This window comes from Klebsiella aerogenes, assembly GCA_029027985.1.
GTDB lineage: Bacteria > Pseudomonadota > Gammaproteobacteria > Enterobacterales > Enterobacteriaceae > Klebsiella > Klebsiella aerogenes_A.
Genome location: CP119076.1, coordinates 4,488,225 through 4,508,106 on the forward strand (window position 1 = coordinate 4,488,225; position 19,882 = coordinate 4,508,106).

Below are 19,882 nucleotides of genomic sequence, written 5' to 3' on the forward strand. Positions count from 1 at the left end.
ACGTCAATCACTCGGCGTTTTTCTTCTTCGCCGCGCGCTTGGCTTTGGTCGCGGCGGCGATTTTCTGCGTTTTCGCCGACGGTTTTTTCGCTTTCTTCTCGCCTTTCGGCTTCGCTTTTGCCTTGTCCTTTTCCTTGCGGAAGGCGCTATCCGGCTCGAAGTTTACCTGCTTACCAACCTGACGACGACGGCCGCCGCCGCTTTTACCCGGCGCGCCCTTTTTCACTTTCTCACGCGCAGTTTTACCGACGTTACGCGGGCCGCGTTCGCTGGAAATCAGGCTGAAATCAATCTTACGCTCGTCCATATTGACGGCTTCCACGCGCACTTCCACGCGGTCGCCCAGACGGTAAGTCTGGCCGCCAGACTCGCCAATCAATCGCTGGCCGACCTGGTCGAAGCGATAGTAGTCGTTATCCAGCGAAGAGACGTGCACCAGGCCATCGATAAACAGATCGTTCAGGCGAACGAAGAAACCAAAGCCGGTGACGCTGGCAATCACGCCAGAGAAGGTGTTACCCACCTGATCCTGCATGAAGTCGCATTTCAGCCAATCGGACACTTCGCGCGTCGCTTCATCGGCGCGGCGTTCGGTCATCGAACAGTGCTCGCCTAACTGCAGCATCTCTTCCATGCTGTAGTGCCAACCGCCGGTCTCGGTGCTGTTGCCTTTGTGTCCCTGCTCTTTCGCCAGCAGATACTTAATAGCGCGGTGCAGCGACAGGTCAGGATAGCGGCGGATCGGCGAGGTAAAGTGGGCGTATGACTGCAGCGCCAGGCCGAAGTGGCCGCGGTTTTCCGGGTCATAAACCGCCTGCTTCATGGAGCGCAGCAACATGGTCTGCAGCATTTCCGCATCCGGACGATCGGCGATGGAGGTCAGCAGCTCAGCGTAGTCGCGCGGCTCCGGCTTGTTACCGCCCGGCAGCTCCAGCCCCAGCTCCGCCAGAACGGTACGGAATGAGGTGATCGCTTCGGTGCTTGGCTTATCGTGAATACGGAACAGCGCGGGCTCCTGCGCCTTCTCAACAAAGCGCGCGGCGGAGATGTTCGCCAGAATCATGCACTCTTCAATCAGCTTGTGCGCATCATTACGCTGCGTCTGTTCGATACGTTCAATACGGCGCTCGGCGTTGAAGATGAATTTCGCTTCTTCGCTTTCAAATGAGATGCCGCCGCGCTCTTCGCGGGCGCCATCCAGCACTTTGTAGAGGTTATGCAGCTCTTCAATATGCTTCACCAGCGGCGCGTAGTGCTCACGCAGCTCCTGATCGCCCTGCAGCATATGCCACACTTTGGTGTAAGTCAGGCGAGCGTGGGAGCTCATCACCGCCTCATAGAATTTATAGCCGGTCAGGCGGCCTTTTGACGAAATCGTCATTTCGCACACCATGCACAGGCGATCAACCTGCGGGTTCAGCGAACACAGACCGTTAGACAGCACTTCCGGCAGCATCGGGACGACCTGTGAAGGGAAGTAGACTGAGGTACCACGGCTGCGCGCTTCGCCGTCCAGCGGCGTGCCAGGACGCACGTAGTAGCTCACGTCGGCGATAGCCACCCACAGACGCCAGCCGCCGCCGCGTTTCTTCTCGCAGTACACCGCATCATCAAAGTCGCGGGCGTCTTCGCCGTCAATAGTGACCAGCGGCAGAGAGCGCAGATCGACACGCCCGGCTTTCGCTTCTTCCGGTACCTGTTCTTTGAGACCGGAAACCTGTTTTTCTACCGCTGGTGGCCAGACGTAAGGGATTTCATGAGTACGCAGCGCCATATCAACAGCCATCCCGGTGCCCATGTTGTCGCCCAGTACTTCAACAATTTTCCCGACCGCCTTGGTGCGGCGAGTTGGACGCTGGGTCAGTTCGACCACCACCACAAACCCCATCCGCGCGCCCATAATATCTTCAGGCGGGATCAGGATATCGAAGCTCAAACGGCTGTCGTCCGGCACCACGAAGCCCACGCCGGCATCAGTGAAGTAGCGGCCGACAATCTGGCTGGTTTTCGGCACCAGCACGCGAACAATGCGCGCTTCGCGACGGCCTTTACGGTCCGCGCCCAACGGCTGCGCCAGCACCTGGTCGCCGTGAATGCACATTTTCATCTGTTCTGAGGACAGATACAGGTCGTCTTTACGCCCTTCGACGCGTAAAAAACCATAGCCGTCGCGATGGCCAATAACGATGCCTTTGACTAAGTCGAGGCGTTCCGGCAGCGCATAGCACTGGCGGCGAGTGAAGACCAGCTGACCATCGCGCTCCATCGCGCGCAGGCGGCGACGCAGCGCTTCTATTTGTTCTTCACCCTCGATGTTTAACTCGATCGCCAGCTCATCGCGGCTGGCCGGTTTTTCACGTTTGGTTAAATGTTCGAGGATAAATTCCCGGCTTGGGATTGGATTCGCGTACTTCTCAGCTTCGCGTTCCTGGAATGGATCTTGTGACATATCGGTTCCTCCGTAGTCATCTCCGATGAAAGTCTCAATGTTGTTCACACCGCCGCTTTGTTGGTTCTCTTTACGCTGCGGCGCGAATCACTCAGGGCTTTTCTTCCACCAGTAATAATTTATATAGCGGTTGATTCTTTTCAACCAAATCGGCCAACGTATAGTTATCCAATTCCTTCAGAAAACTTTGCGCGGCTTCAGCAAGTGCCTGTTTCAGGCGGCAAGCGGGAGTAATGTGGCAAAATTCGCTGCTGCAATTCACCAGCGATAACGGTTCCAGATCGCGCACAACATCACCCACGCGAATCATTTTAGCCGGCTTACCGAGGCGAATTCCTCCATTCTTTCCCCGCACGGCTGTCACGTAGCCAGCGCGGCTTAACTGATTGATTATTTTGACCATATGATTACGGGAAACGCCATAGACATCCGTCACCTCGGAAATACTGGTCATTCGGTCATCTGGCAACGACGCCATGTAAATCAGCGCGCGTAACCCATAATCGGTGAAACTCGTTAACTGCACATCAACCTCAGGGTAAGGGGAAAGCGGTGAATCCGCGGGTATTAACTCTATTGATGATAAACCAGCCAGCGCTCAGGCCGCTAATTTATTTGAAATGGGGCGGGCGAACTGCAAAAACAAGGGCGCCCGAACGGCGCCCCTGGATGATGATTACGCGTCGAACGGGTCGCGCAGAATCATAGTCTCAGTACGGTCTGGACCGGTAGAGATGATATCAACCGGCACGCCGGTCAGCTCTTCAATACGCTGGATGTAGTTCAGCGCCGCCTGCGGCAGACCGCTGCGCTCTTTCACGCCGAAGGTGGTTTCTGACCAGCCCGGCATGGTTTCGTAGATAGGCTCGATACCTTCCCAGTTGTCGGCAGCCAGCGGAGTGGTGGTGACTTCACGACCATCCGGCATACGGTAACCAACGCAGATTTTCACTTCTTTCAGGCCGTCCAGGACGTCCAGTTTAGTCAGGCAGAAGCCGGACAGGGAGTTGATCTGCACCGCACGGCGTACCGCGACGGAGTCCAGCCAGCCGGTACGACGACGACGGCCAGTGGTGGCGCCGAATTCGTTACCCTGCTTGCACAGGAACTCGCCGGTTTCATCAAACAGCTCGGTCGGGAACGGGCCCGCGCCTACGCGAGTAGAGTAAGCTTTGATGATGCCCAGAACGTAATCCACATAACGCGGGCCCAGGCCGGAGCCGGTCGCCACGCCACCCGCGGTGGTGTTGGAAGAGGTTACGTACGGATAGGTGCCGTGGTCGATATCCAGCAGCGTGCCCTGCGCGCCTTCGAACATCACGAAGTCGCCGCGCTGACGCGCTTGATCCAGCAAATCGGACACATCAACCACCATGCCGGTCAGGATGTCGGCAATCGCCATGACATCGTCCAGCACTTTCTGGTAATCAACCGCTTCTGCTTTGTAGAAGTTCACCAGCTGGAAGTTGTGATATTCCATCACTTCTTTCAGTTTGTCAGCGAAGGTGGCTTTATCAAACAGGTCGCCAACGCGCAGACCGCGACGCGCGACTTTATCTTCGTAAGCCGGGCCGATGCCGCGACCGGTAGTACCGATAGCTTTCGCGCCACGTGCTTTCTCACGCGCCACGTCCAGCGCGACGTGATAGTCGAGGATAAGCGGGCAGGCTTCAGACAGCAGCAGACGCTCACGAACAGGGATACCACGGTCTTCCAGACCTTTCATCTCTTTCATCAGCGCAGCCGGAGACAGCACAACACCGTTACCGATGATGCTGGTTACATTCTCACGGAGAATACCTGATGGAATAAGATGGAGGACGGTTTTTTCACCGTTGATTACGAGAGTATGGCCTGCGTTATGGCCACCCTGGTAGCGCACAACATATTTAGCCCGTTCAGTCAGGAGATCGACGATCTTCCCTTTACCTTCGTCACCCCATTGGGTGCCCAGTACGACGACGTTGTTACCCATTTTTTCAAAATCACCGTTTGCTTAAAAATGGATTCTACCACCGCTTTTTCAGAGTTACAGCACTTTTTGCACTCAAAACATCGCGAATACGATTGTTTTTTGATCAGCCAATCGATTTCTTCAACATGTAGTAGATGACAATGCCAGCCACCACAAGACCACCGCCAAAACGGCGCAATAAATTATCCGGCAGTTGGCTCATCGTCGCCACCATTTTGCGCCAGGCGCGAGGATACAGCAGGGGGCCAAGGCCTTCGAGGACTAAAACCAGCGCCAATGCCAGCCAAATTGTTGCATTCATTATTGATGACCCTTATAGGAAAACAAAACCACCGCATAAAAGAAAAATCAGAGCTTAATGTATTTCTGCGCGTGTTCAAGCGCGGCGCTAAATGCGCCATCTTCACCGGCATGAAAAAAGGCGCCTCTCACAAGGCGCCTTCTCTTTTCACGCAAACTCAGCTTATTTACGTGCTGAATCCGGAGACCGCATGTAACGGAAGAAATCGCTATCCGGGCTGAGGACCATGACGTCCTGATTGCTCTGGAAGCTCTTCTCATAAGCGCGCAGGCTACGGATAAAGGCGTAGAAGCCCGGATCCTGACTGAATGCGTCAGCGAACAGTTTTGCTGATTCGGCATCGCCTTCACCGCGCAGGATTCGGCCCTGACGCTCGGCTTCCGCCAGCGTTTTGGTCACTTCATAGTCTGCCGTCGCGCGCAGTTTTTCCGCTTCTTCCTGACCTTGCGAACGATGACGACGTGCAACCGCTTCACGCTCGGCGCGCATACGGTTGTAGATCGCCTCAGACACTTCCGCCGGCAGGTTAATCTGCTTGATACGCACGTCAACGACTTCAATACCCAGCGCCGCCATACTGTTCGGGTTGATCACCTGAACTTTACCGTTCGTTTCGGCTTCGACACGTTCCGCCGCTTTCGCGATCGCGTCATCAGCAGCCGGAGTCGTCACTTCATCTTCCGTGCCCGCAGAACCTGAGTTCAGCGCATCACGAACCTCCAGGGTCAAACGCCCGCGGGAGTCGGTAACGATATCTCTCACGTCCAGACGACCGATTTCAGAACGCAGACGGTCAGAGAACTTACGCTTCAGCAGTACCTCGGCCTGGGAGACGTCGCCGCCGCCGGTCGCCAGATAGTAACGGCTGAAGTCGCTGATACGCCACTTGATGTAGGAGTCAACGATCAGGTCTTTCTTCTCTTTAGTGACGAAGCGGTCGGCCTGGTTGTCCATGGTCTGGATACGCGCATCCAGCATCTTCACAGATTCAATAAATGGAATCTTGAAGTGCAGGCCTGGCGCATACACCAATGGCTTGTTCTCATCGTCGCGCAGAACTTTGCCGAAACGCAGCGTAATGCCACGCTCGCCTTCTTTCACGACGAAAACCGACATGTAGAGCACTACCAGCACGACGACAATGATCGCGATAACAGATTTACGCATCGTTATTCCCCCTGACGCTGGTAGTCGTTACGCTGCGCGTTGGCGCGGCGTTGGTCCATAATGGTACCCCCGGTTGAACTCGAGGTTGATGAGGTGCTGGCGCTGCTTGAGCTGGATGCAGGTGGCAGGCGCAGCAGATCGCTTGCGCCACTGCTATCGCTCTTTGCCGCCGGTGCGCCGGCGCCTTTCAGCATCTGATCCAAAGGCAGAACCATCAGGTTGCCGCCCTTGCTGTCGTTTACCAGCACTTTGCGGGTATGGCTCAGCACTTTTTCCATGGTTTCGATATACAGACGCTCGCGGGTAATTTCCGGCGCGGCTTTATATTCCGGCAGGATCTTAGCAAAACGAGCCACTTCACCCTGCGCTTCCAGTACGGTCTGAGTCTTATACGCGCGCGCCTCTTCGAGGATACGCTGCGCCTGACCGTTAGCACGCGGCTGAACTTCGTTGGTGTAAGCTTCCGCTTCACGGATGTACTGCTGCTCGTTCTCACGCGCGGCAATCGCATCGTCAAACGCGGCCTTCACCTCTTCCGGCGGACGCGCCGTCTGGAAGTTGACGTCCAGCAGGGTAATCCCCATGTTGTACGGACGGATGGTCTCTTCCAGCTCGCGCTGGGTATCGCTACGAATAACGGTACGACCTTCGGTCAGGATACGGTCCATGGTGTACTTACCAATGACGCCGCGCAGAGCGCTATCTGTGGCCTGACGCAGGCTATCATCGGCGCTGGTCACGCTAAACAGGTAGCGTTCCGGATCGGTCACGCGGTACTGCACGTTCATTTCAACGCGTACAACGTTCTCATCGGAGGTCAACATGACGCCGGACGCCGCCAGTTCACGCACGGACTCGACGTTCACCGCCTGAACATTATCGATAAAGGTCGGTTTCCAGTTCAGGCCGGGTTCAACCAGATGGCTGAATTTACCAAAGCGTGTCACCACACCCCGTTCCGCTTCCTTGATGGTATAGAAACCGCTGGCCGCCCAGATAATCACCGCCGCGGCGGCAACGATGCCGACAATGCGTCCGCCCATCGGGCCACGAGGCCCCTGGGTAACATTACCGCCACCCTGACCGCCTTTACCGCCGCCGAGACCGCCAAGTTTTTTGCTTAACTTGCGGAAGATATCATCCAGATCGGGCGGCCCCTGCTCGCGACCGCCTTTGTTGCCATTTCCCTCAGAGTTGCCGCCGTTTTTGCTGCTTCCCCACGGGTCGCGGTCCTGTCCGTTATTACCGGGCTGATTCCACGCCATGTATATGCTCCATATTTGTTTTTGATATCCCCACAGGGGTTAATATCTTCAGGCCAGGTCAAACCACGTAGTCGACCAACGCAGGCTCTTGTTTGCAGAGGCGACGCCAGTCCACAATGGGCATGCGCACTTGCAGGCTTACGCTGCCGTCGTCTTCCATCCACTCTTTTTCTATCGCCTGAAGCTGATAGAAGCGGCTTCGCAGACGGCCTTCCTGCGGCGGTAAGCGCAGCGTATGCTGGGCCACTTCGCCGGAAAGACGCTCTGTTAGCGCCTGAAAAAGCAGTGGTACGCCAACCCCGGTCTGGGCGGAGAGCCAGACCCGAATCGGTTTATTCTCTTCATCCCGATCGATGCGCGGTTCAAAATCGTCAAGCACATCGATTTTGTTCATCACCAGCAGCGACGGAATTTCATCGGCCTCGATTTCAGCCAGGACCGTATTCACCGCATCAATATTTTCCTGCACGCGAACATCCGCCGCGTCGATCACATGCAGCAACAGCGTCGCCTGACGCGTCTCCTGCAGAGTGGCTTTAAACGCCGCCACTAAATCATGCGGCAGGTGGCGAATAAAGCCGACGGTGTCAGCCAGTACCGTTTCGCCAACGTCAGTGACGTTAATGCGGCGCAGCGTCGGATCCAGGGTGGCGAACAGCTGGTCCGCGGCATAGACTTCCGCCTCGGTTATCTGGTTGAACAGCGTTGATTTTCCGGCGTTGGTATACCCCACCAGCGATACGGTAGGGATATCGGCCTTAGCGCGTGACCGCCGACCTTGCTCGCGCTGTTTTTCTACTTTTTCCAGTCGCGACAGGATCTGCATAATGCGGTTACGCAGCAATCGACGGTCGGTTTCGAGCTGGGTTTCACCCGGTCCACGCAAACCAATCCCGCCCTTCTGCCTTTCAAGGTGGGTCCAGCCGCGTACCAGACGCGTGGCCAGATGGCGTAACTGCGCCAGCTCAACCTGCAGTTTCCCTTCGTGGGTACGCGCTCGCTGGGCAAAAATATCTAAAATCAGACCGGTGCGATCGATAACCCGGCATTCGCATAGCTGCTCCAGGTTACGTTCCTGGGCCGGACTCAAGGCATGATCGAACAACACGACCGAGGCGCCGGTCGCTTTTACGGCTTCCGCAATTTCAACAGCCTTACCTTCACCAACAAAATACTTCGGGTGCGGTGCTTTACGGCTACCGGTAATCACCTGCATTGCTTCGACACCGGCGGAAGAGACCAGGGATTCAAACTCCTGGAGATCCTCCATATCTTTGTCTTGCGAAAAATAGATGTGTACCAGTACCGCCTGCTCACCGGCATCATAACGGTCAAACAAGCGTAAACCCCTTATAAAATACCAGCGGGGAACGCAGAAAACCTGGCTCCCCGACGTGGAAAAACAGCATTAGCCTTATTCGGCGTCGTCGCTGTCTTGCTGCGGCGCAGAAGAACCTTGCGCGCTACCACCGTGGTGATAGTTGCTTGTACCGCCGCCAGCATTATTGCTGTGGTGAGACACCGGACGGGACGGGACAACCGTAGAAATTGCGTGCTTATAGACCATCTGGCTGACCGTGTTCTTCAACAGGATCACGAACTGATCGAAAGACTCAATTTGCCCTTGCAGCTTAATACCATTCACCAAATAAATAGAAACCGGAACACGTTCCCGACGCAAAGCGTTCAGGAACGGATCTTGTAAAGATTGCCCCTTAGCCATTCTCTCTTTTCCTTATATGTATGCTTGTTTTGTACTCAGAACCTTACGATTCTTAAAAAATTACGCACGATACCATTCAATTGTACACGTTCAGTTCTGGCTAGCACCAACAACCTGTAATACTTTGTTGAGCGCTTGTTCAGGTTGCTCACTGTCTAACCAGTGAACATCTTCCCAACCGCGCAGCCAGGTGACCTGACGTTTAGCTAACTGTCTCGTGGCGCAAACACCTCGATAAACCATTTCATCATACGGGACCTCGCCTTCAAGGTATGACCACATCTGGCGGTATCCCACACAACGAATGGAAGGCATATCCGTATGCAAATCTCCACGGGCAAATAGCGCCCGCACTTCTGCTTCAAAACCTGAAGCCAACATCTGATGAAAACGCTGCTCAATGCGTTGATGTAGCAGTTCACGGCTCGCCGGGGCGATGGCGAACTGATGCACCTGATACGGCAGAGCCTCTCCTGACGTTTGCGTCAGTTCCGTTAAAGTTTTACCCGAAATGAAAAAAACTTCCAGTGCTCGGGAAAGTCTTTGCGGATCATTTGGATGAATACGCGCGGCGGCGACGGGATCGATTTCCTGTAACTGCCGGTGCAATGCGTGCCACCCCTGCTCTGCTGCTTGTTGCTCAATTCGGGCCCTGACTGCAGGATCCGCCGAAGGCAGCGGCGATAATCCTTCCAACAACGCTTTGAAATACAACATGGTTCCGCCGACTAATAACGGAATGCGCCCGGCAGCGACGATATCCGCCATTTCTGCCAACGCGTCGCGGCGGAAATCTGCCGCAGAATACGACTCTGCCGGATCGCGAATATCCAGCAACCGATGCGGCGCTGCGCTCAGCTCTGCGGCATCGGGTTTGGCCGTGCCGATATCCATTCCTCGATAGATGAGGGCGGAATCGACGCTAATCAACTCTACGGGCAAAACTTTACGCAAGGCGATAGCTAATGCCGTTTTGCCGGAGGCCGTCGGCCCCATTAAAAAAATTGCCTTAGGCAGGCTCGCCTCAGTTACATCACTCATCTTTTAGGGCTGTCATCGCCGAATGTAAATCAACAGGTTGTAACAGGCCACCCGGCGGCGCGTTAATCAGCTGCGGGCATAAACGCTCGACGTCCGCCAACACGGAAATCGCCTGCGCCATGCTCCACTGCGCGTGCTCGCTCGCCAGATTACGCGCCGTCCACTGGGCGATGTCGCCGACGTCGAATGCCGTTAGCTGCGCCAGGTAGCCTATCAGTTCAGGAATCAAGATTTGTAAATTTTGTTGTCTTAAGGGTAAAGGCACCGCGCGAACCGTCACGTGCTGGGCATCGGCGTGTAAATCGATGCCCAATTCCCTCAGTGCCGGTTGGGCTTTTTCCAGCGCGTTACGTTCGGCTTCGTTCACTTTAAGACGTAGCGGGATCAGCAACGGCTGGGCGCAAACCGCTTCCGCGCCCGGCGTCAGCTGCGCCTGACGCAGCCAACGTTCCGCCACCGGCAGCGCCAGTAGCGCCACTTTGCCGCCACGTTCAAGCAATGCGCAATCGCCGCCGACAATAGTCAACACCCGACCAAAGCTTTGGCTGTGCGCCGCCAGGCTTTCCGCAGGCGCGGGCACGGCCGGTTTTTTTTCCGCCACCGGCGTTTCCAACAGTTGGCGATAGAGCGCCCCCTGCTGTTTCTGATAACCCGGCTGGGCATGCGGCCAGCTGGCGCCGCCTGCACCAGAACCGCTGCCGGAGGCCGCCGGTTCGCGCGAAGCGCGGGCGTCATAACCCGGGGCCGCCGGTTCACGAGCCGATACTGGGCGAGCGAAATGATTACCGCCCGCAGCAACCCGGTTTTCCGGCATCTGCCGCGGCGCCGGTTCTTCACTGTCTTCCGCCAGCGGCGCATCAAGCTGCTGCTGCAATACGCTCAACACACCCTGGTAGATAAAATCGTGGACCAGCCGCGATTGATGGAAACGCACCTCGTGCTTAGCCGGATGGACGTTAACGTCAACCTGATGCGGATCGATCTCCAGATACAACACAAACGCCGGCTGCTGGTCGGCGCCCAGCTTGTCTTCGCAGGCCTGGCGAATGGCATGATTGATCAGCCGGTCGCGCATCATACGCCCATTGACGTAACAATACTGAATTTCCGCCAACGCAGAATTGGTATGCAGGGGATCGGCAACCCAGCCGCGCAACGTCAGATCGCCGTGCTGCCATTCGATCGCCAGCGCGTGTTCAAGAAACACCGCGCCGCATATCGACCCCAGACGCCGTTCGCGCGGGCTGCCTTCCGCCGCCGCGCGGTACTGGCGCATGATCTTGCCGTTATGACTGAGATTAATCGTCACGTCGAAACGTGCCAGCGCGATGCGCCGGACGATTTCATCAATATGGCCAAACTCGGTTTTTTCCGTGCGCATAAACTTGCGCCGTGCGGGGGTGTTGTAGAACAGATCCAGCACTTCCAGCGTGGTGCCGACCGGGTGCGCCGCCGGTTTCACCGTCACCGCCTGGTCGCGCCCTTCGGCGTAGGCCTGCCAGGCCTCCTGCTGTTCTGCGGTACGCGAAGTCAGCGTCAGGCGCGCGACGGAACTGATACTGGCCAGCGCTTCGCCGCGAAAACCCAGGCTGATAATAGCTTCAAGGTCGTCCAGCGACGCGATTTTACTGGTGGCATGACGAGCCAGCGCCAGGGCTAGCTCGTCTTTTTTAATCCCACAGCCGTTATCGCGAATACGGATAAGTTTCGCGCCGCCGCGTTCGATATCAATGTCGATACGGGTGGCGCCAGCATCAAGGCTGTTTTCAACCAGCTCTTTGACGACCGACGCCGGACGTTCCACCACCTCGCCGGCGGCAATCTGGTTAGCGAGCTGCGGCGGTAGAACCTGAATCGGCATGACCTTCTCCTTAGTTAATCAACGTCCCGCCCGGCGAACCGGCGCTGGCAGTTTGCGCAGCCTCGCCGCGCGGCGCCGATTGCAGCGGGTGCTGCATATAATAGTTACGCAGCCCTTTATAAATCGCCTCGGCAATCTGCTGTTGGTAAGCCTCGCTGCCCAGCAGGCGTTCTTCGCCGGTATTGCTGATAAAGCCGGTTTCTACGAGGATCGACGGGATATCCGGCGAACGCAGAACGCCAAGACTGGCGTGCTCCGGACGGCGTTTATGCAGATTACCGACTCGTTGCAGTTCGCTCAGCACATCCGTCGCCACATCATAACCGACGCGTTGGGAATGGCCGAACTGTAAATCCAATACCGCCTGGCTCAGATAAGGATCCGACTGGCTATTAGCCAGTACGTCACCCGCCCCGCCCAGCAGCTCGGATTGTTTCTCATGCTGCTCAAGCCAGCCAGCCATTTCGCTGTTCGCGCGACGGTTGGAAAGCACCCACACCGATGCGCCGGTAGCGTCGCGGTTCGGCGCCGCATCGGCATGAATAGAGACCAGGAAATTGGCGTTTTGTTTCCGCGCCACGTCCGAACGCCCCATCACCGAAATAAAGTAATCGCCGTTGCGGGTCAGCACGGGCTTAAACTGCGGATCGTCGTTAAGCAACGCCCGTAGCTTATGGGCGATAGCGATAGTGACGTTCTTCTCTTTGGTACCATTCGGCCCGATAGCGCCAGGATCCTGGCCGCCGTGGCCAGCATCAATCGCGATAATAATTTTATCGTCCGTCGCCACTGCGCGCGTCGCCGGGCGGGTGACGGTTTGGTTATTGGTCATCGCCGGCTGGCTGCGGGTCACCATCGTGGTTCTGTCGTTGCCGGACGTGCTGAACGGGTTGCGCGGCGGCGTAGTCGGACGCGGCGCCACCACCGGCGCTTCGATCCGTTTAGCCACGACTGGCGGAGGCGGCGGCGGGGCATCGGCATTAATGGTGAAGACGACGGTATAGTTGGCGCCGCTTTGCTGCTTCACGGCCCGCGTTTTGCCATCTTCGGTCAGATCGACCAGCAGACGCAAAGATTGCGTATCCTGAGGTTGTCCTGCACGAATGCTTTTGACCAGATTATTACCGCTAAACTGCAGCGGCAGCCCCTGAAGCACGCCGGTCTGTTTGATATCCAGCGCCACCGCCCGCTTACCCTGCGGGGTGAACGAATACTCGGGATCGCCGACAAAACTTAACGTTATGCGGGCCTGCTGATCGCCGTTTGAGACCTGGATATCGGATAAACTTGCCGCGGATGCCTGAGTGCCGAACAGCATCAGAGCGGCGGCCAGCCAACTGGTTATGCGATACTTCATCCCGTCATCCTTTAGGCTAAATGGCTAAACGCGCCAATAAAGACTCACCCAATGAGGAGACCGCCGTTACGCGCGCCTCACGCCCTTGCGCCTGGTAATCCAGGTGAATTTCGACATCCGGGTCAGGCAGCACACCCGCGCCTTGTTGCGGCCATTCCACCAGGCAGATGGCATCGTTAGCGAAGTAATCGCGGATCCCCATAAATTCAAGCTCCTCAGGATCCGCCAGACGGTACAGGTCGAAGTGATACACCATCAGATTTTCAAGGGTGTACGGCTCCACCAACGTATAGGTTGGGCTTTTGACATTGCCGCGGTGGCCAAGGGCCTGTAAAAAACCGCGGCTGAAGGTGGTTTTACCCGCGCCTAAATCGCCATACAGATAGATAACCGTCGCGCCGCTACAGGCCTGCGCTACGCGGTTGCCAAGGTCTAAAGTCGCCTGCTCGTCGGGTAAAGGAATCACACGGTTAATCATGGTCTACGTCAATCACATCCGGGTTAACAACACGCCTCAGCGTGCAAAAAAGATCGGTCGCCAGCATGCCACGGGTGCCATCTCTGGCAGCCAGTCGATCTGCGGCTTCGCCGTGCGCCACACAGCCTGCGCATGCGGCATCATACGGGGTCAACCCCTGTCCCAACAGCGCGGCGATAATACCGGTGAGCACATCGCCCATACCGCCGCTGGCCATCCCGGGGTTACCGGCATCAATAATACCGATTTCGCCCACGTCATTCGCCACCACAGTTCCTGCGCCTTTTAGCACCACCACGCCGCCATACCGTTTTACCAGACGTTGTACGGAAAATAAGCGATCGCTTTCAACTTCTGCCACGCTGGTATTCAGTAAGCGGGCGGCTTCGCCGGGATGCGGGGTCAACACGCGATTGTGACGTTTATCGGGATTGATTGCCAGCAGGTTCAGCGCGTCGGCATCCCAGACCATCGGTTTGCGAAAATTCTCTACCTGCCGCAGCGCCGCTTTCGCCCACTCGCTTTGTCCAAGGCCAGGACCTATCGCCACCACATCCGCCCACTGCAGGCTTTCAGTCAGGCTGTCATTGTTCAGCTCGTGGACCATCAGCTCTGGCCTGGCGGTCACCATACCGGCGATATTTTCCGCCCGCGTCAGTACCCGGACTAATCCCGCCCCGGTCCGCAGCGCCGCTTCGCCCGCCATGCGAATGGCGCCTGCGGTACCGCGATCGCCGCCGATAATCACCAGACGGCCATGCGAACCTTTGTGCGCGGTCGGACGACGCGGCGGCAGCCAGCCTGCCAACTGTTCCGCGGAAAAACGGCGGATGTGGGTATTTTGCCCCGCCAGCCAGCACTCCAGCCCGAGCGCATGATGATGTAAGCGCCCAACGACATCACGGGCATTGCCGGTCAGCAGCCCTGGTTTAAGCGCGATAAAGGTCAGGGTATCGGCGGCGTGAATCACCTCGCCCGGCGTCGCGCCGGTGTGCGCATTCAGCCCGGAGGGAATATCAAGCGCGATGATCGGCGCAGGATAAGCGTTCGCCAGTGTAATAAGCCCGGCGACGTTGGCGCGCGGCGCGCGATGCAGCCCAGTGCCGAGCAGGCCGTCAATAATCAACGAAATATCATCCGGCCAGACGATGTCGGCGGCATGGATAACGCCGCCGGCGTTGAGCCATTCGTCACGCGCGGCCTGCGCCTCTTCCGGCAACGGCTTATCACTTTCCAACGCCAGTAGCGTCACAGCGATGCCTTGCGCCTGCGCCAGTCGCGCCACCACGTAGCCGTCGCCGCCGTTATTACCGTGGCCGCAGAGGATCAGCCAGTGTCGGCTGGCGGGGTAGCCGCGGCGAGCAAGCTGGAACGCCGCTTCGCCCGCGCGACGCATCAGTTCAAAAAGCGTCAGGCCGAGGCTATCCGCCGCCTCTTTTTCCGCCTGACGCAGCGCCTCCGCTGGCCACACGATGTGTGGTATACTGTCAGGGTTTCTCGTCATTGTATGGTCCATCATGTCACAGCCCCTCGATCTCAATCAGTTAGCGCAGCAAATCAAACAATGGGGTACAGAGCTTGGCTTCCAGCAGGTCGGCATCACCGATACCGATCTCAGCGCCAGCGAGCCTAAGCTACAGGCATGGCTGGATAAACAATACCATGGCGAAATGGAATGGATGGCTCGCCACGGCATGATGCGTGCCCGTCCGCATGAACTTTTGCCCGGTACGCTGCGCGTGATTAGCGTGCGCATGAACTATCTGCCCGCCAATGCTGCCTTCGCCAGCACCCTGAAAGATCCCGCGCTGGGTTACGTCAGCCGTTATGCCCTTGGGCGTGATTATCATAAGCTGCTACGTAACCGCCTGAAAAAACTGGGTGAGATGATTCAGGAACAGTGTGCTTCGCTCAATTTTAGACCGTTTGTCGATTCCGCGCCTATTCTGGAGCGGCCCATCGCAGAAAAAGCCGGCCTTGGCTGGACAGGTAAGCACTCACTTATCTTAAGCCGCGACGCGGGATCGTTCTTCTTCCTCGGCGAACTGCTGATCGATCTCCCCCTGCCTATCGATCGGCCCGTCGCCGAAGAGTGCGGCCGCTGCGTCGCCTGCATGACCATCTGTCCAACCGGCGCGATTGTTGAACCTTATACCGTTGACGCCCGACGCTGCATCTCCTATCTGACCATTGAGCTGGAAGGCGCAATTCCGGAAGCGTTTCGCCCGCTTATCGGCAACCGTATCTACGGCTGCGACGATTGCCAGCTCATCTGCCCGTGGAACCGTTTCTCGCAACTCACCGGGGAGGAAGACTTCAGCCCGCGCAAAGCGCTGCATGCGCCGCAGCTGATTGAACTGTTCGCCTGGAGCGAGGCCTGGTTTCTAAAAGTGACGGAAGGTTCGGCGATTCGCCGTATTGGGCATTTGCGCTGGCTGCGGAATATCGCCGTCGCGCTCGGTAACGCCCCCTGGGATGAGGCCAATCTGACGGCGCTGGAAAGCCGCCGAGGTGAGCACCCACTTCTCGATGAACACATTGAATGGGCGGTTGCGCAGCAAATCGAGAAGCGAAATGCCAACGTCGTCGAGGTGCAGTTACCGAAGAAACTTCGTCTGGTCAGGGTGGTTGAGAAAGGGTTGCCGCGCGACGCCTAATTCATTCACAGGCTGTGAATAAAAACAAAAACACATTGCGTTTCAACGGGCAGACATACGTCAAGTGATCAAATTAACAGTTTGAAATGAAATTTAGATGTTAAATTTCAATTAGATATAAGAATACTATTTACAAAGTGAAGCATTATCCTCGCCAATGGATTGGCGACAAGCTGTGGATAACTCTGTTTACAGTATTTTGGAACATCCAACGAAAATCATCACTGGCGCGATTTCGCACTGTGGATAAATTGGATAAAGGAAGAAATTTGGAGCGGGAAACGAGACTCGAACTCGCGACCCCGACCTTGGCAAGGTCGTGCTCTACCAACTGAGCTATTCCCGCTTACATCGTCTTTCAAGCTACCTGCTAGCAACCTGAAAACTGCGATTTGGTATGGTGAAGCTTTCAAATTTTGGAGCGGGAAACGAGACTCGAACTCGCGACCCCGACCTTGGCAAGGTCGTGCTCTACCAACTGAGCTATTCCCGCTTATCGTCTTTCAAGCTACCTGCTAGTAACCTGAAAACTGCGATTTGGTATGGTGAAGCTTTCAAATTTTGGAGCGGGAAACGAGACTCGAACTCGCGACCCCGACCTTGGCAAGGTCGTGCTCTACCAACTGAGCTATTCCCGCGTTACTGCTTTTTTTGCCATATTTCGATGGCGTCGTAATTTGCATTTCTGCGTCGTTACGGGAGGCGCATTATACGAGAATTCGATTTACCTGCAACCCCCTGGCGAGCACTTTTTTTCGTTTTTTGTTTGAATGGACATTTTCTCGCCATACAGCCCACTGAATTGTATAAATAACCGCCATAATTAGCAAAATATCTTTTTCCACTCGCGTGAATGGCGCAAAATCGCCCACATTGAACCGCGGTGGGTATCCGCGAAAAGGTCCACCATGACGCCAAACAGGGAACCAGAATGAAAAAAGCGCTTTCCGTCCTGCTGCTGACCACATCGATCACGGGAACGGCTTTGGCCGCCCCCCTACATTTCGGCACCACTACCGCCAATCCACCGTTTGAAACCGTCAAAGGCAAAGGCCAGCCGACGGGATTCGACATTGATTTGGCCAATGCGCTGTGTAAGCAGATGCAGGCCGAATGCAAATTCACGCCGCAGCGCTTTGATACGCTGATCCCGGCACTGCGCTTTAAAAAGTTCGACGCCGTCATCGCCGGCGTTGAAGTGCTGCCGATGCGCGAAAAGCAGGTGGCATTTAGTCAGCCTTATCGGCAGGAGCTCTCCGGCGTGGTGGTCACGGCGAAAAATGCCGCCCACGGGTTTGCCGACCTGCAGGGTAAAAAGCTCGCCGTCGTCAAAGGCAGCGTCCATCAGCGTTATCTCCGCGATAAGCAGAAAGGGATTCAGGCCGTCGTTTTTGACAATGATAACAGCGCGCTGGAGGCGTTAAAACACGGTACAGTCGACGGCGCGATCGGTGACTTGCCCACCATGGACCAGTGGCTGGCGGATAACCCGGATTACGCCGAGATGAAAGAACGCGCCACCGACCCGGCCTACTATGGCAAGCAATACGCGATAGCGGTCCGCAAAGACGATCCGGATCTGCTCAAGCAGATTAACGAAGCGCTGGAGGTCGTGAAGGCGTCGCCGGAGTTCCAGCAGATGGAACAGAAATGGTTTAAGTAACGCAGCAAAGACTGCGGGGCGACAAATGACATAAAACGTAGGTCAGGTAAGCGTAGCGCCACCTGACAAAAACGGCACAACCGGGATTTTCCCTGCTTGCGCTGCGCTTAGCAGGGCTACGGTTCCTGTGCTTACCAGGGTAGGTCGGGTAAGCGTAGCGCCACCCGACATAAGCGCGAATCTATATTTCGCTTCAAAGCTTAATAAAATTCTCGCGATAGTAGGCCAGCTCGGCGACCGACTCGCGGATATCATCCATTGCCTGATGAGTGCCCTGCTTTTTAAAGCCATCGAGGATTTCCGGCTTCCAGCGACGCGCCAGCTCCTTCAGGGTGCTGACGTCGAGATAGCGATAGTGGAAGTAGGCTTCCAGTTCCGGCATGTATTTGAACAGGAAGCGGCGGTCCTGGCCGATGCTGTTACCGCAAATCGGCGATTTACCCGCCGGTACCCACTGCTTGAGAAACGCAATGGTCGCCAGTTCCGCTTCACGATCGCCCACGGAACTGGCCTTCACGCGCTCGACCAGCCCGCTACCAGTGTGAGTACGTACGTTCCACTCATCCATCAGCGCCAGTTGAGCATCAGATTGGTGAACCGCAATGGTCGGGCCTTCCGCCAGAATATTAAGATTAGCGTCGGTGACCAGGGTGGCGATTTCAATAATGCGATCGCGCTCGGGATCCAGCCCTGTCATCTCAAGATCGATCCAAATCAGGTTGTTTTCATCTGCACTCATGCTATTTTCCACCCTTCTTGCGTGACTATATTCATCTAAAATAGCGTGTATCATAGAGGTTTTGCCCCATCAGGGCGACCAGGAGCCAGTTCGATTGAGTAAAAATAAGCTCTCCAAAGGCCAACAGCGCCGCGTCAAGGCCAACCACCAGCGCCGCCTGAAAACGACTTCGGAGAAGGCCGACTACGACGACAACCTGTTTGGCGAGCCTTCTGAAGGAACCGTCATCAGCCGTTTTGGGATGCATGCCGATGTCGAATCCGCAGACGGCACCACCCACCGCTGTAACATTCGCCGGACGATCCGCTCTCTGGTGACCGGCGATCGCGTGGTCTGGCGGCCGGGCAAAGACGCAGCCGACGGGGTCAACGTAAAAGGCATCGTGGAAGCGGTGCATGAACGCACCTCGGTGCTGACGCGCCCGGACTTCTACGACGGCGTAAAACCCATCGCGGCGAATATCGACCAAATCGTGGTGGTTTCAGCCATTTTACCCGAGCTGTCGCTCAATATTATCGACCGCTATCTGGTGGCCTGCGAAGCGCAGAATATTGAACCGCTGCTGGTACTTAATAAGATAGACCTGCTGGACGACGACGGCATGGCCTTCGTCAACGAGCAAATGGCTATTTATCGCCGCATCGGCTATCCGGTGCTGATGGTTTCCAGCCATACCCAGGATGGCCTGAAACCGCTGGAAGAAGCCCTGACCGGGCGTATCAGCATCTTTGCCGGGCAGTCCGGCGTGGGGAAATCCAGCCTGCTGAATACGCTGCTGGGGCTGCGTGATGAGCAAATCCTGACCAACGACGTCTCTGATGTTTCCGGTCTCGGCCAGCACACCACCACCGCCGCGCGCCTGTATCACTTCCCGCACGGCGGCGATGTGATCGACTCTCCCGGCGTTCGCGAGTTCGGCCTGTGGCATCTCGACGCGGAACAAATCACCAACGGCTTTGTCGAATTCCATGATTATTTAGGCCATTGCAAGTATCGCGACTGCAAGCATGATACCGATCCGGGCTGCGCCATTCGCGAAGCGGTAGAAAAAGGCGCTATCGCCGAAAGCCGCTTCACGAATTATCACCGCATTCTGGAAAGCATGGAGCAGGTGCAGGTAAAAACGCGTAAAAGCTTTTCATCAACCGATGACTGACATTTAAGCTGGTCATCGCTATACGTCTTATCCTTGCCGTCATCCGGCAA

17 protein-coding genes and 3 tRNA genes are annotated in these 19,882 nt (G+C 56.3%); 3 read left to right on the forward strand and 17 right to left on the reverse strand.

The window, feature by feature from the left end:
* Positions 1–7 precede the first annotated feature (7 nt).
* The 13 genes from rnr to nnr form a co-directional block, all read right to left on the reverse strand.
* On the reverse strand, positions 8–2,449 hold the full coding sequence (gene rnr, locus PYR66_21335) for a ribonuclease R (protein ID WEF27790.1): 2,442 nt from the start codon (positions 2,447–2,449) through the stop codon (positions 8–10).
* Between the two features lie 91 nt (positions 2,450–2,540).
* Positions 2,541–2,975, reverse strand: a complete 435-nt coding sequence (nsrR, locus tag PYR66_21340; GenBank protein WEF27791.1) for a nitric oxide-sensing transcriptional repressor NsrR — start codon at positions 2,973–2,975, stop codon at positions 2,541–2,543.
* 150 nt (positions 2,976–3,125) lie between these two features.
* Positions 3,126–4,424 (reverse strand): adenylosuccinate synthase, encoded by a 1,299-nt coding sequence (locus tag PYR66_21345; GenBank protein ID WEF27792.1) that lies wholly within the window; start codon positions 4,422–4,424, stop codon positions 3,126–3,128.
* A gap of 103 nt (positions 4,425–4,527) precedes the next feature.
* On the reverse strand, positions 4,528–4,725 hold the full coding sequence (locus tag PYR66_21350) for a DUF2065 domain-containing protein (protein WEF27793.1): 198 nt from the start codon (positions 4,723–4,725) through the stop codon (positions 4,528–4,530).
* Between the two features lie 162 nt (positions 4,726–4,887).
* Positions 4,888–5,892, reverse strand: coding sequence for a protease modulator HflC (hflC, locus tag PYR66_21355; GenBank protein WEF27794.1), 1,005 nt, complete (start codon positions 5,890–5,892; stop codon positions 4,888–4,890).
* A gap of 2 nt (positions 5,893–5,894) precedes the next feature.
* Positions 5,895–7,157 carry an FtsH protease activity modulator HflK gene (gene hflK, locus PYR66_21360; GenBank protein ID WEF27795.1) on the reverse strand — a complete coding sequence of 421 codons (1,263 nt, stop codon included), beginning with the start codon at positions 7,155–7,157 and terminating at the stop codon, positions 5,895–5,897.
* A gap of 58 nt (positions 7,158–7,215) precedes the next feature.
* The gene (gene hflX / locus PYR66_21365; protein ID WEF27796.1) at positions 7,216–8,496 is read right to left on the reverse strand and encodes a GTPase HflX; all 1,281 of its coding nucleotides are present in this window, start codon (positions 8,494–8,496) and stop codon (positions 7,216–7,218) included.
* A 75-nt stretch (positions 8,497–8,571) separates the two neighbouring features.
* Positions 8,572–8,880, reverse strand: a complete 309-nt coding sequence (gene hfq / locus PYR66_21370) for an RNA chaperone Hfq (protein WEF27797.1) — start codon at positions 8,878–8,880, stop codon at positions 8,572–8,574.
* A gap of 90 nt (positions 8,881–8,970) precedes the next feature.
* Positions 8,971–9,921, reverse strand: a complete 951-nt coding sequence (miaA, locus tag PYR66_21375; protein ID WEF27798.1) for a tRNA (adenosine(37)-N6)-dimethylallyltransferase MiaA — start codon at positions 9,919–9,921, stop codon at positions 8,971–8,973.
* Complete coding sequence (mutL, locus tag PYR66_21380) at positions 9,914–11,782, reverse strand: DNA mismatch repair endonuclease MutL (GenBank protein WEF27799.1); 1,869 nt, start codon at positions 11,780–11,782, stop codon at positions 9,914–9,916. Before mutL ends, miaA begins: the two co-directional genes overlap by 8 nt.
* Before the next feature lie 10 nt (positions 11,783–11,792).
* Positions 11,793–13,139 carry an N-acetylmuramoyl-L-alanine amidase AmiB gene (amiB, locus tag PYR66_21385; GenBank protein WEF27800.1) on the reverse strand — a complete coding sequence of 449 codons (1,347 nt, stop codon included), beginning with the start codon at positions 13,137–13,139 and terminating at the stop codon, positions 11,793–11,795.
* A 16-nt stretch (positions 13,140–13,155) separates the two neighbouring features.
* Positions 13,156–13,617, reverse strand: coding sequence for a tRNA (adenosine(37)-N6)-threonylcarbamoyltransferase complex ATPase subunit type 1 TsaE (gene tsaE, locus PYR66_21390; protein WEF27801.1), 462 nt, complete (start codon positions 13,615–13,617; stop codon positions 13,156–13,158).
* Positions 13,610–15,121: a bifunctional ADP-dependent NAD(P)H-hydrate dehydratase/NAD(P)H-hydrate epimerase gene (gene nnr, locus PYR66_21395; protein WEF27802.1), complete on the reverse strand. Its 1,512-nt coding sequence runs from the start codon at positions 15,119–15,121 to the stop codon at positions 13,610–13,612. Before nnr ends, tsaE begins: the two co-directional genes overlap by 8 nt.
* Before the next feature lie 13 nt (positions 15,122–15,134).
* Here nnr and queG point away from each other — a divergent pair, with 13 nt between their 5' ends.
* Positions 15,135–16,274, forward strand: coding sequence for a tRNA epoxyqueuosine(34) reductase QueG (gene queG / locus PYR66_21400; GenBank protein WEF27803.1), 1,140 nt, complete (start codon positions 15,135–15,137; stop codon positions 16,272–16,274).
* A 270-nt stretch (positions 16,275–16,544) separates the two neighbouring features.
* On the opposite strand, the gene PYR66_21405 is transcribed toward queG, so the two are convergent.
* The 3 genes from PYR66_21405 to PYR66_21415 form a co-directional block, all read right to left on the reverse strand.
* Positions 16,545–16,620: transfer RNA gene (locus tag PYR66_21405), tRNA-Gly, on the reverse strand.
* A 71-nt stretch (positions 16,621–16,691) separates the two neighbouring features.
* Positions 16,692–16,767, reverse strand: a tRNA-Gly gene (locus PYR66_21410).
* A gap of 69 nt (positions 16,768–16,836) precedes the next feature.
* Positions 16,837–16,912: transfer RNA gene (locus tag PYR66_21415), tRNA-Gly, on the reverse strand.
* 293 nt (positions 16,913–17,205) lie between these two features.
* On the opposite strand from PYR66_21415, the gene PYR66_21420 reads away from it, so the two are divergent.
* Positions 17,206–17,937: an arginine ABC transporter substrate-binding protein gene (locus tag PYR66_21420; protein ID WEF27804.1), complete on the forward strand. Its 732-nt coding sequence runs from the start codon at positions 17,206–17,208 to the stop codon at positions 17,935–17,937.
* 193 nt (positions 17,938–18,130) lie between these two features.
* Here the strand turns inward: PYR66_21420 and orn are convergent, their stop codons facing one another.
* Positions 18,131–18,676 (reverse strand): oligoribonuclease, encoded by a 546-nt coding sequence (orn, locus tag PYR66_21425; GenBank protein WEF27805.1) that lies wholly within the window; start codon positions 18,674–18,676, stop codon positions 18,131–18,133.
* A 94-nt stretch (positions 18,677–18,770) separates the two neighbouring features.
* On the opposite strand from orn, the gene rsgA reads away from it, so the two are divergent.
* Complete coding sequence (gene rsgA / locus PYR66_21430) at positions 18,771–19,832, forward strand: small ribosomal subunit biogenesis GTPase RsgA (protein ID WEF27806.1); 1,062 nt, start codon at positions 18,771–18,773, stop codon at positions 19,830–19,832.
* Positions 19,833–19,882: the final 50 nt, after the last annotated feature.